At 36.6% G+C, this 16858-nt stretch carries 12 protein-coding genes; 6 read left to right on the forward strand and 6 right to left on the reverse strand.

Going from position 1 to position 16858, the window contains the following annotated elements; translation table 11 throughout:
• Positions 1 to 120: 120 nt before the first annotated feature.
• From FLA105534_RS06995 to FLA105534_RS07020, 6 genes are all read right to left on the reverse strand, one after another.
• Positions 121 to 1152: an asparaginase gene (locus FLA105534_RS06995; protein ID WP_173965316.1), complete on the reverse strand. Its 1032-nt coding sequence runs from the start codon at positions 1150 to 1152 to the stop codon at positions 121 to 123.
• Positions 1142 to 2278, reverse strand: coding sequence for a 1-acyl-sn-glycerol-3-phosphate acyltransferase (locus tag FLA105534_RS07000; RefSeq protein WP_173965317.1), 1137 nt, complete (start codon positions 2276 to 2278; stop codon positions 1142 to 1144). Before FLA105534_RS07000 ends, FLA105534_RS06995 begins: the two co-directional genes overlap by 11 nt.
• A 64-nt stretch (positions 2279 to 2342) precedes the next feature.
• Positions 2343 to 3122 (reverse strand): TatD family hydrolase, encoded by a 780-nt coding sequence (locus FLA105534_RS07005; RefSeq protein WP_173965318.1) that lies wholly within the window; start codon positions 3120 to 3122, stop codon positions 2343 to 2345.
• Between the two features lie 246 nt (positions 3123 to 3368).
• Entirely contained in the window at positions 3369 to 5015 is a 1647-nt protein-coding gene (locus FLA105534_RS07010) for a S41 family peptidase (protein ID WP_173965319.1), read from the reverse strand.
• Between the two features lie 203 nt (positions 5016 to 5218).
• On the reverse strand, positions 5219 to 5944 hold the full coding sequence (locus FLA105534_RS07015) for a tetratricopeptide repeat protein (RefSeq protein ID WP_173965320.1): 726 nt from the start codon (positions 5942 to 5944) through the stop codon (positions 5219 to 5221).
• Positions 5945 to 5946: 2 nt separating this feature from the next.
• Complete coding sequence (locus FLA105534_RS07020) at positions 5947 to 6531, reverse strand: RNA polymerase sigma factor (protein ID WP_173965321.1); 585 nt, start codon at positions 6529 to 6531, stop codon at positions 5947 to 5949.
• A 150-nt stretch (positions 6532 to 6681) separates the two neighbouring features.
• On the opposite strand from FLA105534_RS07020, the gene FLA105534_RS07025 reads away from it, so the two are divergent.
• From FLA105534_RS07025 to FLA105534_RS07050, 6 genes are all read left to right on the forward strand, one after another.
• Positions 6682 to 6981, forward strand: coding sequence for a hypothetical protein (locus FLA105534_RS07025; protein WP_173965322.1), 300 nt, complete (start codon positions 6682 to 6684; stop codon positions 6979 to 6981).
• 188 nt (positions 6982 to 7169) lie between these two features.
• Entirely contained in the window at positions 7170 to 8150 is a 981-nt protein-coding gene (locus FLA105534_RS07030; protein ID WP_173965323.1) for a hypothetical protein, read from the forward strand.
• Positions 8151 to 8330: 180 nt separating this feature from the next.
• Positions 8331 to 10283, forward strand: a complete 1953-nt coding sequence (locus FLA105534_RS07035; RefSeq protein ID WP_173965324.1) for a PKD domain-containing protein — start codon at positions 8331 to 8333, stop codon at positions 10281 to 10283.
• Positions 10284 to 10510: 227 nt separating this feature from the next.
• Entirely contained in the window at positions 10511 to 13168 is a 2658-nt protein-coding gene (locus FLA105534_RS07040; RefSeq protein WP_173965325.1) for a CHAT domain-containing protein, read from the forward strand.
• Positions 13120 to 13557: a retropepsin-like aspartic protease gene (locus tag FLA105534_RS07045; protein WP_173965326.1), complete on the forward strand. Its 438-nt coding sequence runs from the start codon at positions 13120 to 13122 to the stop codon at positions 13555 to 13557. Before FLA105534_RS07040 ends, FLA105534_RS07045 begins: the two co-directional genes overlap by 49 nt.
• A gap of 94 nt (positions 13558 to 13651) precedes the next feature.
• Positions 13652 to 16777, forward strand: coding sequence for a T9SS type A sorting domain-containing protein (locus FLA105534_RS07050; protein WP_173965327.1), 3126 nt, complete (start codon positions 13652 to 13654; stop codon positions 16775 to 16777).
• Positions 16778 to 16858 lie beyond the last annotated feature (81 nt).

The following is a 16858-nucleotide window of genomic DNA, read 5'->3' on the forward strand; positions in this document are numbered from 1 at the left end:
CAATCTTGTAAAGCTGCAAATCCCAAACTTTTAAAATTCCAAAATAGAAATTCCAAATTCCAAAACGGAGATAATAACCAACGTAAAGTTTGGAATTTGGAATTTAAACAATTTGGAATTTTACAAAGAAATCTCCCCGCGTAAAGCCGTTTCGAAGATCGTTTTAAACTCGGACTGAGGAATATTCTGTCCTAACAAATACATTAATTTTGTTATGGCTGCTTCTGTAGTAATGTCTTTTCCTGAGATCACTCCAAGAGATTTTAAGGCAGTACTGGTTTCATATTGTCCCATATTGACACTTCCTCCAGAACATTGCGTAACGTTAACGATGTGCAATCCGGATTGAATTGCTTTCTCAATCAAATTTAAAAACCAATCTTCTGTTGGGGCATTTCCCGAACCGTAGGTTTCCAGAACAATTCCTTTTAAATCTTTAATAGCCAGAATGGACGCCAAAACCACTTCGCTCATTCCAGGGAACATTTTGATAATCGCAACGTGACTGTCTAAATTTTTATGAACGATTAGTTTTCCTTCTGTATTTACAGGAAGAAACAAGTGTGTGTTCAGCTTTAAATGAACTCCTGATTCTACCAATTCAGGATAATTTGGTGCTGTAAATGCTTTAAAATGTTCTGCATTTACTTTTGAAGTTCGGTTACCACGGTACAGTTTATATTCGAAATACAAACAAACCTCGTTGATTACCGGTCTTCCATTTTCCTGAAGTGAGGCAATCTGAATGGCTGTAATCAGATTTTCTTTGGCATCGGTACGTAAATCTCCTATCGGAAGCTGAGAACCTGTAAACACTACCGGTTTTGCTAAATTCTCGAGCATAAAACTCAATGCCGAAGCAGAATACGACATGGTATCTGAACCATGAAGCACTACAAATCCGTCGTAAGCAGCGTAATTTTCCTCAATAATAGTAGCAATCTTTGTCCACTCCTCAGGATTCATATTCGAAGAATCAATGGGAGTTTCAAATGAAACCGTTTCAATCTCACAATCTAATTGTTTGATTTCGGGTATCTTTTGCAATAATTTACCAAAATTGAACGCCTTAAGTGCGCCCGTCTCAAAATCTTTACTCATACCGATAGTTCCTCCGGTATAAATTAGCAGTATTTTAGGTTTAGATGACATCCTGATATTTTAATTTATTGACAACAGGATTGGCATACATTGCCAAAAATCCTTGTCTTGTCACTGGGTTATCACTTCCGATACGCATTTCTAAACGACGCTCAAACAATGATTTTTCACTTTCTTTGTACAAGTGAGCAAACCTATTTGTCTCATTTAAAATATCATAAGCAATAAAATTCGTTGGCCATAATTGATAATTTTTCAAAACCGAATCATCAATAACCTGTGCCAAAGCCTGCACTTGTTTGTTGGCATTGTCATTCTCAGCTACAATCTGATCGATCTCTGTATCTAAAACGTCTCCAACAGAAATATGTATTCTTTTTTTAGTTCCCATGACACCACTTATGATGGTCATGAAATCTTCATTTTTTTCTTTAATATAAACCTCATTATTGGCTTCTGCCATTAACTGTGGCATCTTCAGAACATCTGTTGGATCGTATTCGTATGAAATAGAAACCGGAACAATTTTTAATTTCTTAAAATAATCCATCAAATTAGGCTCATCAGACCCCATTCCGATCATTTTTAGGACTCCCGGATTGGTTTCGTCATTTCCGTCTTTTGTACGACCTTCTCTTTGTGCAATCCAAACCGAACGATTTTCGCGAAGTAATAATTGCCCGATATACTCAGATAATAATTTAGAGCTTTGCAACATTTCTCTTGGCGTTAAACCTCTTAAAACCAAAAAGTTTCGATTTAGTTTTGCCAGCGTACTCAGGAATGCTTTTTTAACCAGATTGTCTCCAATTGCAGATGCCGTCATGACTAAACCATGCTCGAAAAGACAAACATTTAATAAGGTTGTATCCAATAAAATATCTCTGTGATTGGAGATAAATAAGTAAGAAGTATTTTTTTCTAATTTCTCAAATCCTGAAGTGGTAAGTCCTTCTGAACTTTTCTCTAAAACCTTTTGTATGGTATTGTAAATAAAGTTGCATTGAAAATCACGAATCGAATGTGTTTTTTTAAGCTGCTCTTTCCAAACCTCATCTGCTACTTCCGGAAAAGTAAAGTTCATCATGGTTTTCATCATCGGATGATTGACAACATCATGAAGTGCTTCATTTATTTCAGAATCATAAAACGGTCGAATGGCATCAAATCTCTGCATTATTTATATTGGTTTTAAGTGGGCAAAAGAACAAAAAAAAAATTAAACTATTGTAAGGTATGGGTTAAATCCCAAAAACGTCTTTTGAATTTTGAGTTGTTCGCGCTGCAATTTCTTCTTCAGAAACATTATATATATCGGCTAATTTCGCAATAACATTTACTAAGTAACTGCTTTCATTTCGCTTTCCACGGTACGGAATTGGCGCTAAATAAGGAGAATCAGTCTCTAAAACAATGTGTTTCAAATCGATTTGATTTAAAAACTGATCAATCTTTCCGTTTTTAAATGTTACCACTCCGCCGATTCCCAACTTCATATTATAAGAGAGCGCCTGAAGTGCTTGTTCGTATGTTCCTGAAAAGCAATGAAAAATTCCAAATAAATCAGCTGATTTTTCCTCTTCCAGTACTTCAAATATTTCATCAAAAGCTTCACGGCAATGAATCACAATAGGCAATTTATATTGTTTCGCTAGTTGAATTTGTCTTTTAAAGGCAATTTGCTGCTCCTTAAGATGTGTTTTATCCCAATACAAATCGATCCCAATTTCACCAACAGCGTAAAACTTTCGTTTGGCTAACTCCTTTTCCACATGTTTTAATTCTTCTTCGTAATTATCTTTCACATAGGTAGGATGCAATCCCATCATCAGGTATACATAATCGGGATAATTTTGCTCCAAATCGTACATAGAAGGTGTTGCAGCAGCATCAATAGCAGGAATAAAAAAACGGGTTACTCCGGCATCTATCGCTCTTTGCATCATCTCGTCGCGATCCTGATCAAATTCTTCAGAATATAAATGTGTATGTGTATCGGTAATTATGGGCTTCAAATTCAATTGTTGTAATTTTTAATGGCCCAAAATTACGATAATATTAAAAACTTTCCCAATTTGAATGAAATGAGGAAAAATGGGACGCGAATTTTTACGGATTCACTTCGTGAAAACGCGGATAAAAACGGATTTTTTAAACACTGTCAGACTGAATGAAATCGAAGTCTATGAAGCTATGGTTATTATTTAAATAGTAAACCCGACAGGTTTTAGAAACCTGTCGGGTTTGAATCGGTACACGATACTAAATTATTTCCCTGTTTTAACAAACACTATGGCGCGATCTAAAACCTCATCTCTTCCTTCCTGAATTCCTTTAATGGTTGGTTTCACTTCAATGTCTGGAACAATTCCAATTCTTTGCGTTTCGCGTTTATCCGTATAATAAACTCCAATTCCGGTATATCGGGTATGAAATCCTTTAAATTCAAGATCGAATACATTACCGTCTGTCCCGGCAGTCTGGCTTCCGATTATAGTGGTATTCCCCGCGGCTTGAAAACACATTGCTGTCCATTCGGATTGACTTATGGATTTCTCATTAAGCAGCACTACAACTTTCCCTTTATAATTGTCTTTGTTTTCAAATCCGACCTTTATCCCTTCTTTCCACTTATAACGTCCCGGATAATTTAAATAAGGTATAGTGTAATCACAGAATTTCTTTTGCTGAGGGTTCAAAAAATTTGCGATGAGTTCAAAGGTTTCATTTGGATAGTTTCGCATATCAAAAACAATCGCCTGTGTAGATTTCAGAGCTTCAATCATATCGGGAATATGTCTGTTCTTTATGACCCCCATATCGACATAACCGATATTATTGTCTAACAGTTTAAATTTCTCCTTCTTTTTAATAGCTCCTTTTTTATATTCATTCCGATGAGAATCATGGTAATTAAACCAAATCATTGATTTCGTTTCGTATTTCCCCTCTTTTAAAAATTCTACCTCAACATTTTCGTCGTAACTTTTCAAAATAGGCAACGTAACTTTATCTAAAAGCTTAGCCTCGTTGGAAGCACTTATTAAGTCCCGATTCTCCTGAATTAGCTCTTTTATCGTTTTGCCTTTTATTTTTGTAATTACATCTCCAACTTTTATATTGTCTGCCTGAGCCAGACTATCCCCTACTATCTCTGTAACAACCAGCTTTTCTTCTATTATTCTACCCGTTGCAGGAAAGTAAACCGGCTTTTTCCCGGCAGCTCCCGCTCTATATGCTGTCGTTTCTACATGACTGTCGTTAAGTTTGGCTGTCAATTTTTTAAGTGCAATGAAAAAATCTGTTTCATTTTTAGCATCAAGAACAGATGGTAACGCCTGTTCTAAACTCAAATCCCACTTTTGATCCATTACATATTTATACGGAAAATAATATTCTATCACATTCCAATAGGCAAACAACATTAGTATTCGGGAGTTTTTACTAGTGTAATCAAGATCGAAATAGTTTTTTAGATTCTTAAAACTATCAAAATCATGGCCAAATTCCTGATCACTCTGAAACCTGTTTGCCTCTATAAATTTCAGTTTCTTTGAAAGTTTTTTAGAAAACAACTTACTATTAAACCAGCTTAAGTCAAAATTTTTATCGAAGAATTCAACCTCTTTTGGAATTACAATTGGCGCAACCATTTTAATTTCTCCTAAATCATTAATCCAATTTTCGAGAATTAAAGAAAACTCTTCTTTAGTTTGCGCTTTTTCTATTAATGGTAATTTTTCTAAAAGCTGATGGTCCCAATTCACTTGTCCACTGCCAATTTTTGGATGATAATATTTTAAAAATCCCCAAACTTTGCAGGTCGCAGCAAGCTTTTCGGTTTCTGTGATTTTGGTATAGCCAAAGATCGTCTGAGTGCATACAATAAGAAAAACTAAAGTAATTTTGTTCATGTAAATAACTGGTTAGGTTGAAATTGTTTTTTGGTAAATTTTTCTAAAAAAAAAATCAGCCGAATGTAAAACTAAAAATCCGGATTCGTTTACGACTTTACGTAAAAACCTTTTTTATATAAATAAACCGGACAGGTTTTAAAAAACTGTCCGGTTTGAATAAGTATAAAAATTCTTAGCGATTTTGATGTTCTAACAAGCAATTAATCCAAATCGTCCAGCAGCTCCTGAACATCGTCGTAGTTTTCATAATCCTGAGAAATGGTCTGCAGGATTTCTCTACAGCCATTGTAATCTTTTTGTTTTAATTTAGACAATGCCAGATACCATTTGGCTTTCTCTTTATAAGCAGAAGTACCTGATTTTAATTCATTAAAAATCGCTTCTGCCTGTTTATAATGGTCTTCTTCCAATAAAGAAATTCCGTAAAAATATTGCATTTCAGCGGTTTTATTTTCTGTTAACAGTTCTTCAAAAAACGGAATTGCCAATACATATTTTCCTTCATTGAAAGCCTTTTCAGCCTGTTTTAAGGTTTCGTCTGTATCGCCTCGTTCGACAAAAGAAGCTGTTTCCGGATGATTAAAATCCTCAAATTCAGGAGTCTGATTGTAATCAAAAAAGAACAGTCCGAATAAAATAATAATCGATGCCGCTGCCGCGAAATACCAAGGTCGCATTCGGACCACTTTGGGCTTGTTGGCATTGAAATGTTTCTCCGAAACCTTTGTCAAGTTTGCTGCAAAGGCTTCTCTCTCTTCTTCATGTTCAAATTTGTTCCTAAGCTGTGACTGTACTTCTTTAAAAGTTTCAAACTCCGAAGCCAGTTCATGATCCTCAGACAATTGTTTCTCAAAACTATCCCGTTCCTCAGCAGTCATTTCTTCCTGAAGATATTGATCGAATACTATATAGCGTTCTTCATCCATGACTATTTATTTTTTAGCGAATTAAAATTTTTAGCTTCCTGAATCCACTGTGTCAACTGCCCCACACACAACGATTTTTTCTTACGGACATACCCATAAGTTACATTGAGTTTAGCCGCTACTTCTTCCATCGTTTTAGTGGCAAAACTAAGTTTTAACAACTCCTGGCATTTGTCTCCCAATTTCTGAAACATGGCATCAAAGAGCTGTTGTTTTTCATCAAATTCTTCTGTTTGACCAATTAATTCCAGTGCAGATTCATTCATAGATACTGCATCTTCATTAATTGTTACCCCTCTGTTTGCTGTTTTTTTAAGTTCGTTAAGCCACTTCCTTTTACACAATAAAAAAAAGTAAGCATCAAAAGGACAAGTCAGCTGTAGTGTTTTCGCCTTGGCCTGATTAAAAAGCAAAATCATGACTTCCTGAACCACATCCTGTGCATGTTCCTTGTCTCCGGAATTATTCATGACGAACATCACCACTTTAGGAACGAATTTCTTGTAAATGATTTGAATGATTACAGAGTTGTTTGCAGCAATGCCATCAATATACATTTGATCGGGATGAGTTTTTGCCTTAGCCATAAAAAACCTTTTTGAAGCTAATTTAAAAAACAATTGGAAATAAATTTCATGCAAGGGGGTAACAATTAACAAATCAAGTTGATATAACACCAAAGGACTCATAAAAATTGTTTAAAAAAATGTTCCTACAACCATCAAAAATCAATAAGAATGGAAACCTGTCAATTTGTAAGCGAGAAGAATTTAGATCAATTTCACCAAATGATTTCTACCAAAACACGAAATGGTTTTGTGATTGTGGAGCATAACGAGAAACTTCCGTACGTCGTTTTATCCAAAAAACAAAAAGCAATCAATCATCCTTTACATCTCTTTCTTACCTGCATCACATTTGGGCTGTGGTTAATGGTATGGCTTTATTTTATTGTGACGCTTTCGCGAAAAACAAGTATTCTCGTTGCGGTAGACGAAGACGGCAATCTCTTTGAAGACAAGTGCCTATCTGCATAAATTCTGAAATACAAAAGCAGAGGTAACAATTGTTTAAAGGAATTGATATAACGACATCTCTGCAAATTCAAAAATAAACTTCAACAGTAAGGGTAACAATATCAAACCCAAATTGATATAAGTATAATTAACAACCGAAATCTGAAAACCACCTGATCATCAGGACAGATTTATAAAAACTAGAAATCATGAACACAAACTTAAAAAAAATCGGGCTTTTATTTTTACTAACAATCAGTTTTGCAAGCTGCGACAATGGCGACAGTGATGATAATCTTATTTTACCACCTTCTCCTGCAGCTTTTAAAAGCATAAGCACCAAAGGAGTAAAGTCCGCTACGCAAAAATTTACGATTACAGCCGGAACCGGTGTGGTTACTGTAACTTCAGTAAAAGGAGTAAAATTAAGTATCAATGGAAACTGTCTGACTAAAAACGGTGCAGCGGTAACGGGCGCAGTGGATATCGAATACATTGAACTTTTTGACAAAGGGAATATGCTAATTACGAACAAACCTACGATGGGAGTTATGCCAGACGGAAAGAAAAGTCTATTGATTTCAGGTGGAGAATTCTTCATCAAAGCCACGCAGGGCGGAGTAGAACTTAAAACTTCCTGCTCTATGAATTTAATTGTTCCCGCTGCTTTAACAGATGGTGTAGATAATGCGATGACTTTATGGACCGGTGTAATAGATCAAAATGACGAATTGACCTGGGAAGTACCTAAACCAAATGCAGACGGAACAGGTGGCAAAGGCGGTGTTCAGGGAGAAGGAACCAATTACTTTGTGACATTTGGAAACTTTGGATGGACAAACGTAGACCGTTTTTACAGCGACCCTAGACCTAAAACTACGCTGTTGGTTGATGCTCCCGATGGCTACAACAATACAAATAGTGCCGTTTACCTGTCATACGATGGTGAAGGAAATGCACTTGCGAAATTAGACACTTACACCGCAGCAGGATTATTCAGCGAGCACTACGGACAAATTCCGATTGGCTTAAAATGTCATGTGATTTTTGCAACCGAAGATAATGGTCAATGGCGATACGCAATCAAGGCCGTAACCGTTGCTGCAAATGATGTGTACACCTTTACACTTGCCGAAACAGTTGTAGGTACCGAAGCCCAACTGGTAGCCGCAATCAATGCTATTCAGTAACTTACAAAATTCTTTTTAAGAAAAAGTGGTGATTTGCTCATCACTTTTTTTTACATTTAATCCAGTTTTCAAATTAATTCTGATGCTTTTCAGAAGCTAATCCTGCTGTCCGCTGTATCTTTTGTTCCGAACCCCGGCACAAAAGGATGCCGCTCCCATCAGGGCTAAAACCCTCTAGTTATGAAACCACTATCGTCTATTTTATTGATGCTGCTTTCTGTTTTCGCAATGGGACAAACGAAGGTAAAAGACACCATAACGCGAAGAGCCAATATTGTTTTCATTCAGAACGGAAATGCGGTTACGTATAAACCCGAAACTCCGCCTTTAATTCCGATTGCGGGAGCTCCAAAACCAAGTTATTCTTATTTATGGGAGCTTGGCGACGGACATTACAGCAAAGAAGCAGAACCCAAACATGTCTACAAAAACAAGGGAACCTATACCACCAAACTTGCCGTGACCAACAATTACGACAACGGAAAACCTCCCGCAACACGCCCAAAAAAAGTGGCTATAAACGATATTACCGATACCAACTATAAAGACATTGCTTCTATAGCCGATCAAAACGGATTTGCAATCTTAAAAAATTGCGACCCTATTCCCGAACAGGAAATGGTAGTTGTAGTAAGTTATCAAAATCTTGAGAATTATGTCTCAAGCGGAAAACTGTATTTATTTTATAATGAAAAACAATTTAAGGATAACAATTTCGAACTGGTCGATTTTCGCACCTATGCCAATGAACGTGAAGTAAAAGAGAAAGCGGTAGCTCTTATTGACGATCTGGATGATTCTAAAAATTATGTGGCTTCGGCTGAAAACACTTTCAAAACCAAAAAATACAGAAATACAACCAGCGAAGAAGATCTGGATGCATCGTTGCTGGATGCCAATAAAATCTATCATAATGTTTCGGTTATAGAATTTGATGATGCCAATCCAAATGAGACCCGAAATGTTTTTTACACTTTTAAAACAACTCCCGAAATGATCAAAGACACCAGCGCAACGGTTACAATGCGTGGTATTTTTATTCCAAACCGAAGTTATAAAAACCATAAAATAAAGAATCTCGAAATGGAGATCGTAACGTCCCACGACCCCAATAAAATGGGTTCTAACGGAAGTTTTATGAATTACAGACTAGTTCGGTTTAAAAGGGTAAATTTTAAAACGCGCTTTCAGAACAACGGTGAAGGTCCTGCACGAATGATCAGACTTGAAACGGATGTCCCTGATATGTTTGACAAAAAAACTTTCCAGATTGAAGACATGTATCCTAAATGTCCCATCTGTCCAAAAGATGAAGTTCCAACGACAAGCTGTCTGGATACCATTATCAAAAAGAATCAAATCTTTTTTACCTTCAAAAACATTTACTTACCCGGGAGCGAACAGAAAAATGTACATGAAAAAGACAGTACAAAAGGCTTTGTAAAATATTCGATGAAGTTTGGTGAAGACTTTCACAAAGTGAAAACCCGAAGCCGAACGGCTATTATTTTTGATAAAAATGAACCTATAATCACCAACTATGCCACAACCCGATTCCTTCCCGGAATTTCGATTGGGGCAAAAGCAGGTTATAATTTATATCCTGATCTTGAAAAATCGACAAGTTATTTTGTAGGTGCCACTATTTCGCCTTTTAAATCCTATCGCTTTTACTGGCAGGCAGAATGGCTTAATGCACTGAACAAATACGAAAGCGGACTAACCGTGATTGATCAAACCGTAGTAAATGCAAATGGTGTAAAGCAATTTCAGCGCACGACCAGCACAACCGAAAACAAAAATGTAAACTGGGAAATTCCGGTATTGATTCGGTATAACCTTAACAATTATATTGGAATCGGAGTTGGGATTCAGGCCAATTTTGATGTTTCGTCAGAACAAAACCAAACTCAGAAATTTGAAACTTTTGAAGGCGGAACAGACCAATTTTTGATTAATACCCGAACGCAGTCAAACTCCGTAAAGAACAGTTTTGTGAATTTAAGAACTGGTGTTTTGTTTGATTTAACCGCTGGTTTTGCCAGAATCGGGCCCAGTTTTGGAGCGCGCTATGTGATTAATTTTGAACAGAATTTCAACTATTTTCAGCTTTATGGAATCTGGAAGTTTTAGGAGTTATCCCGCGGAGATTCACAGAGGGTTTTCACGAAGATACACAAAGATTTTTCACCGAGATACGTTAATTTTTTTGCCACGAATTCACGAATTTTCAAGTTTTTTGTATTTATTACTCCCTTTGTGCTACGTTATGCATTTGTAAAAATTCGTGAATTCGTGGCAAACGCCCTTTGTGAATCTCTGCGAGAAAACTTTGTGAATCTTTGTGAAACAAAAAAGCTATGAAAAAAATATATTGCTCTATATTATTCTTGACAACAATGATTCTATTAGGACAGAATCAGGAAGATCAAATATATACCGCAATTGACATCTTTATTGCTCACCCTTCAGCCAAAGCGCTACAAGATCTCACTAATACAGAATCTGCTTTCTGGAAAAATCCGAAGTCAAAAACCAAAGAAGAATTACTCGCAATTGTGGTTTTAAACTGCAATAAAGCCTACTACGAAAATCAATTTGGTAAAACGGAAAACGCTATTACGAGTTATGAAAACGCCTGGCAAATTTATCAGAAAAACAAACTTGGCGGTTATGACATTATCGAATACTGCCTGAAACCTCTGGGAAACCTATACACCGTTTTAGGCGATTACGACAGTGCTGAGAATACGATAAAGCAGTATTTTTTTATTGTAAATACGACTCCCGGTTATCCCGATTCCCAAAAACAAAAATTTGCTGCAATCCTGAATTTATCCAATGTATATCAGAGCTTGGGCAAGTTTAATCCGGCCATTGATTTATTAGAACAAATACTAAGAACCGAAAAACTGTCAAATGTTCAGAAAGGAATCGTACTCAATAATCTGGGAAACAATTATCTGTTGAGCTCGACCGAAGGTTTAATGCGTCCTGAGATTTATCAAAAAATCGAAAACAGCTTTGAGTCGTCTGTAAATTATCTGAAAAACGAAAAGAAACAATCGGAAACTTTGTCTAATTCGTATCGGAATCTGGCCGTGCTTAAGAGACAAAGGAATCAATTTAAAGCAGCAGATTCTTATTTAACAAAAGCTGAAAAACTTTTACTGGAAACGCCGCACGTACAAGTCCGAAAAATGGCGAAACTGTATTATGAAAAGGCTTTATTGCTTTTTGATGAAGGAAAATATGCTGAAAGCGCGCAACAGATTGAAGGCGTTTTTAAAATTTTAATCCCGAATTACAAAACCAAAGAGGTGCTTCCGAATCTAAATCAATTGTATGCTGAAACGGTTTTAATTGATGCCCTTGATTTGCGAGCGCAGATTTTTCTAAACCAAAATCAGCCTAAAAAAGCATTGGAGTCTTACCGGCTTTCTCTTCATATCGAAGATCTGCTGATGAATATTACACTGTATGAAAACTCCAAAATAATTACACAACTACGCTCCCGAAATCGTACCGAAAAATGTCTCTTGATTTATGATCGCTTGTTTCAAAAAGAAAATAAAACGGAATATCTGGAGGAAGCTTTTCAATTGGCAGAACGAACAAAATCAGGGGTTTTAAAAAGTTATCAATCGAATATTAAAAAGGCAACAACACAAGAAAAATCACTTCTACAGCAACTTCAAAGTTTAAACAATGCGATTGTAAAAGAACAGCAAAAAGGTCCTTCAGCCAATATTCCCAACCTCAACAACGCCATTAAAAAGCAGAATGAACTGATGCTTTCCCTAAAGCAAATTCAATCTAAGAATCCGAATTCGCTTCCTGACAATTGTGATTTAAAGAGGCTATTTTCAAAATTAGAAAAAGACAAGGCGGTCCTGGTTTACTATTTTATGGGTGCCGAAAACCTGTATTATTTCACCTTGCAAAATAACCGAATCAGTCTTAATCATCTCTATAATGCTCATACGGCGATGTCCAATATTCTAAAATTCATCAATTATTTTAATACTGCGGCAGCCATTACAAATGATATTTCCGGATACAATTATTACGGTAAAAAAGTATACGATTTATTGCGATTGCCTCAAAATGTCGTTTACAAAAACCTAATCATTATTCCTGACGGTATTTTGAACTTCCTGCCTTTTGAGGCGCTAATTACAAGTGCATCAAAAACGACAAATTTTGCCAAAATGCATTACTTATTAAATGATTTAAGGATCGCTTACAATACTTCGGCAAACCAGTATCTTAATGCCAAACCGATTTTACATTACGGAAATACAATTTTGGGCGTTTTCCCTGTTTTCAAAAATACTTCCTTTGAACTGCGCTACTCGAGGAAAGAACTCGAAGTCATCCGAAATAATTTCAAAGGAAAATATTTAGAAAATTCCGAAGCCAATTTCTCCAATTTCAAAAACAACGCTAACCACTACTCCATTTTACATTTAAGTACTCACGCCTCTTCGGGTGATGTCGAAACGCCGGCAAGCATCAGGTTTTACGACCAGGAAATCTTATATTCAGAACTGTACAATCTCAACATCAATCCCGATTTGGTAGTTCTGAGTGCTTGCGAAACCGGAATCGGGAAATTGTATAAAGGTGAAGGTGCAATGAGTGTAGCAAGGGGTTTTCAATTTGCGGGAGCTCAAAATTTACTGTTCTCGTTGTGGAAAGTGAATGATTACACTACGGCTGTTTTTATGGCTGATTTTTATAAAAACATCAAAAAGGGGCAATCTTATTTTGAAGCAAATGCAAACGCTAAACTTGCTTTTTTACAGGACAAGTCCATTTCGAATGCCAAAAAATCTCCTTATTACTGGAGTTCTTTTGCATACTACGGCGCTGTTTCGGCCGAAGAGAAATCCTCAAATTATATCTTTTATATCATTAGTTTATTGGCAGTAATTGGTTTATTTTTGGTTTTCAATCATTACCGAAAATGGAAAATCTTCACGAGATTCTCAAAAAAGAGAAATACAAAAAAATAAAATTCAAAGTCACCAAAACGCAGCATTTGCTAATTAAAGCAAAAATCAATGGTGTTTCGGGAAACTTCATTTTAGATACCGGAGCCTCTAATTCCTGTGTAGGATTTGAGAGTATTGAACGTTTTGAACTGACGGCAAAAAAGTCTAAAACCAAAGCCTCGGGAGCCGGAGGAACGGGAATGCGAACACAAATTTCGAAACACAATCACTTACAACTTGGCAGCTGGAAAAACCCTGATTTTGGTCTGGTAATTTTTGATCTTTCACACGTCAATGAGGCTTTAGAATCTTATAAAACAAAACCAGTTCAGGGCATTATAGGAGCCGACGTTTTGCTTGAAGGTAAAGCAATTATCGATTATTACAATCATTATTTGTACCTTAAATAATAAACTCCAAATTTTAAAATTCCAAATTCCAATACCAGAGTTTTAATACGCTTTTTATATATATTTGCTTGGCTATTTTAACAAACCTATACGTATGAAAAAAACTCTACTTTTTTTTATTTTACTGTTTTCTAATTATTTTTATGCTCAGGTCAATGATATAGAGCATTGTTATGGGGATACCCGATTTAATTTAACGCTCAATCAGTCCGCTTTACTTGGTAATTTAAATCCGGTAGAAACTACGATTAGCTATCACGTAAGCGCTCAGGAAGCTACTGCAAATACAAACGCAATTGCACAGCCTGCCTCCTACAATAGTACCGCACCGTCTACCACTATTTATGCCAGAATAGACAATAAAGGAACTGTTACAACAAACTATTTTAATTTAAAAATATACAATCAGATCAATGCTATACCCCTTACAACACCTGTAAGATGTAAAGGAGAAAACAATGGTATTTTAACTGTAGCTCCATCAGGAGGCAAAACACCTTATGCTTATAGTCTGGATGGAGGCTCTTTTACCGTTCATATCGGTAACCCCATAGGTACTTTTACTAACTTGTCAGCAGGCACACATACCATTGCTGTAAAAGATGCCTTAGGTTGTCAATCGATGCTTCAGACGTTTCAGATTACCGAACCTTCTGCTTTGACAGTAAAGCTATTTACTGAAAATCAAACGGTAGTGGTTAATGCCTCAGGAGGAACATCTCCTTATCAATATTCTTTGGATGGAATCAATTATCAAACGAGCTATGTTTTTTCAAATATGCCTGTCGGATCATACACTTTTAGGGTAAAAGATGCTCAGGGTTGTATAACATCAGAATCGGTGAATGTTTATTATCCACTGGCTGTAGGAACCCAGATATTAAAACCTATTGACTGTATTGAGAAGGCTAGAGTTAGTGTCTTTGCAGCAGGAGGAAGTGCTCCGTACCTTTACGCAGTCAACAAAGGTCCTTATCAACCTATAAATGTTTTTTCGAACCTTGCCGCAGGAGATTATGTTTTTGAAGTAAAGGATGTCCAAAATGTAGTACGTTATGCTAATGTCACGATAGCCGAATTTGTTCCTCTTTCAATAGCAACAGCAAAAACAGACGCTACAACTAACGATGACAATGACGGTACTATAACCGTTACCGCCAATGGAGCCCTTAAACCTTATACGTATACCCTAACCGATAACGCAGGTAATCCTCTTAAACCTTCTCAGCCATCAAATAGTTTTACAGGTTTGAAATCGGGAACTTATGGTGTTCTGGTGAACGATGCCACTAATTGTATCGCATCACAAACCAACATTTCTATTCTTAAAAAGCCCGCCGTATTAGCTGCTACTGTAAATATATCACCAATAACCTGCTCTATTCCAACAGGAACAATAACAGTGGTTGCGTCGGGAGGTAAAGCTCCTTACAAATTTTCGGCGGACAACGGAAATACGTTTGTTACTTTGAATATTTTTAGCGGATTGGCCGCCGGAATTTATACGGTAAAAGTACGTGACGCAGAAAACACCGAAATCCAGTTTATTCTCGAAATTTCTCCTCTAAATCGTCCATTGGTTAATGTAACTACTTTTTCAAATGTTCGCTGTAAAGGAGACAACACCGGTTCAGCATCGGTGGAAACAACCGGTGGAAAAGCTCCTTATAAATATGCCATCGATGGAGGTCCATTCAGTTCAGCTTCCACTTTTACGAATCTGCGTACCGGAACTTATAACATTACCGTACAGGATGCCAATGGCTGTACAGCATTAGCCAGCGTTCATATTTCAGAACCAACAGAAGGTTTGTCAGCAACAGCAATCCCGATAAATGATCAGGGTATCATTGTTAATGCAAAAGGAGGAACTGCTCCTTATCTGTATTCTTTACAAAACAATTTAGGAGTTGTAATCGCAGGCCCAAAAGATAACGGAGTTTTTACCAAATTACCACTTGGTGTTTATACGGCACAGGTTACAGATGTTTACGGTTGCGGTTATATGCAAGGAGGAATAAATGTGATTCCCGCTCCGCCTCTTTCGGCTACCACTGAAGTTATCCCTGCAACTTGTAGTTCTTTAGGAAAAGTAACGGTTACGGCTAACGGAGGAATTGCTCCTTACAACTATTCACTAGATAATGAAGCTGCAAAGACTTCAAATGTGTTTTCTAATTTAGCTCCTGGAAATTACTCGATAACCGTTCGCGACGCTAACAATGCTACCTACGCTCTTACTTTTAAAATAGCACCTTTAGATTCGTTTGTTGCGACTGTAGCGATTGTATCTCAGGTAACCTGCTTCTCAAAAGGAATAGCACAAGTTATCGCTAATGGTGGCAAAGCCCCTTATCTGTATTCGATAAACGGAGGTTCTTTTCAAAATGCCTTTCAGTCTACCACAACTTTTACGGGGCTAAATCCCGGTGATCATGTTATAACCATAAAAGATGCTAACGATTGTAAGCAGACTATCGCTATTCATTTGGCTCCGCCTGTACCTGTAACCGCGGTTGCAACTGTAAACAATCAAACCATAACCGTTACTGCTGCCGGTGGTTCTGGTAATTATCAATTTTCAATAGATGGAGCCGTTTTTCAATCCAGTAACATTTTTACCATCGCTACTTATGGAGTATATCGCATAGTTGTAAGGGATCAAAATGGCTGTGTGGAATCTATTTCGATTGTAGTAAATCCTCCAGCTCCTTTAATTAATGGCAAAAAAGAAATCGCGGTCGCATTTAAAACAGGGCAGACTTTAGGTGATTTGATCATTGAAGGTCAGAATATAAAATGGTACAGCACTAAAGGTATTTCAACTGGCAAAACGAGTAAAACTTCAGAAACTCCTTTACCTCCGACCACTCTTTTGGTAGATGGAGTTACCTATTATGCTTCTCAAACCATTGACGGAATCGAAAGTACAGAACGTCTTGCGGTTACTGCAAAAGTAAACGGATCGCTTGCTACATCAGATTTTGTTTTACCTGATTTTAAATTTTATCCAAACCCTGTTCACCATACTTTATCAATACATAATACTTCTGCTATTGATGAAATTGAGCTAATATCAGTATCCGGAAAATCTGTTTTAGCGAAGAAAATAAACGATACTCATTCTGAAATTGATTTGTCGAATGTTACCGCTGGATTTTATTTCTTAAAAGTAAAAGCAGAAGGGCAGCTTAAAACAATTAAAATTGTTAAGAAATAAAACCATTAAGTACTACAAACTTTCTATTAAAAATAAAAGGGACCGTCTGAATTCAGACGGTCCCTTTTTTAATTAAACGAA

This window comes from Flavobacterium collinsii (genome assembly GCF_902804485.1).
GTDB classification, from domain to species: domain Bacteria; phylum Bacteroidota; class Bacteroidia; order Flavobacteriales; family Flavobacteriaceae; genus Flavobacterium; species Flavobacterium collinsii.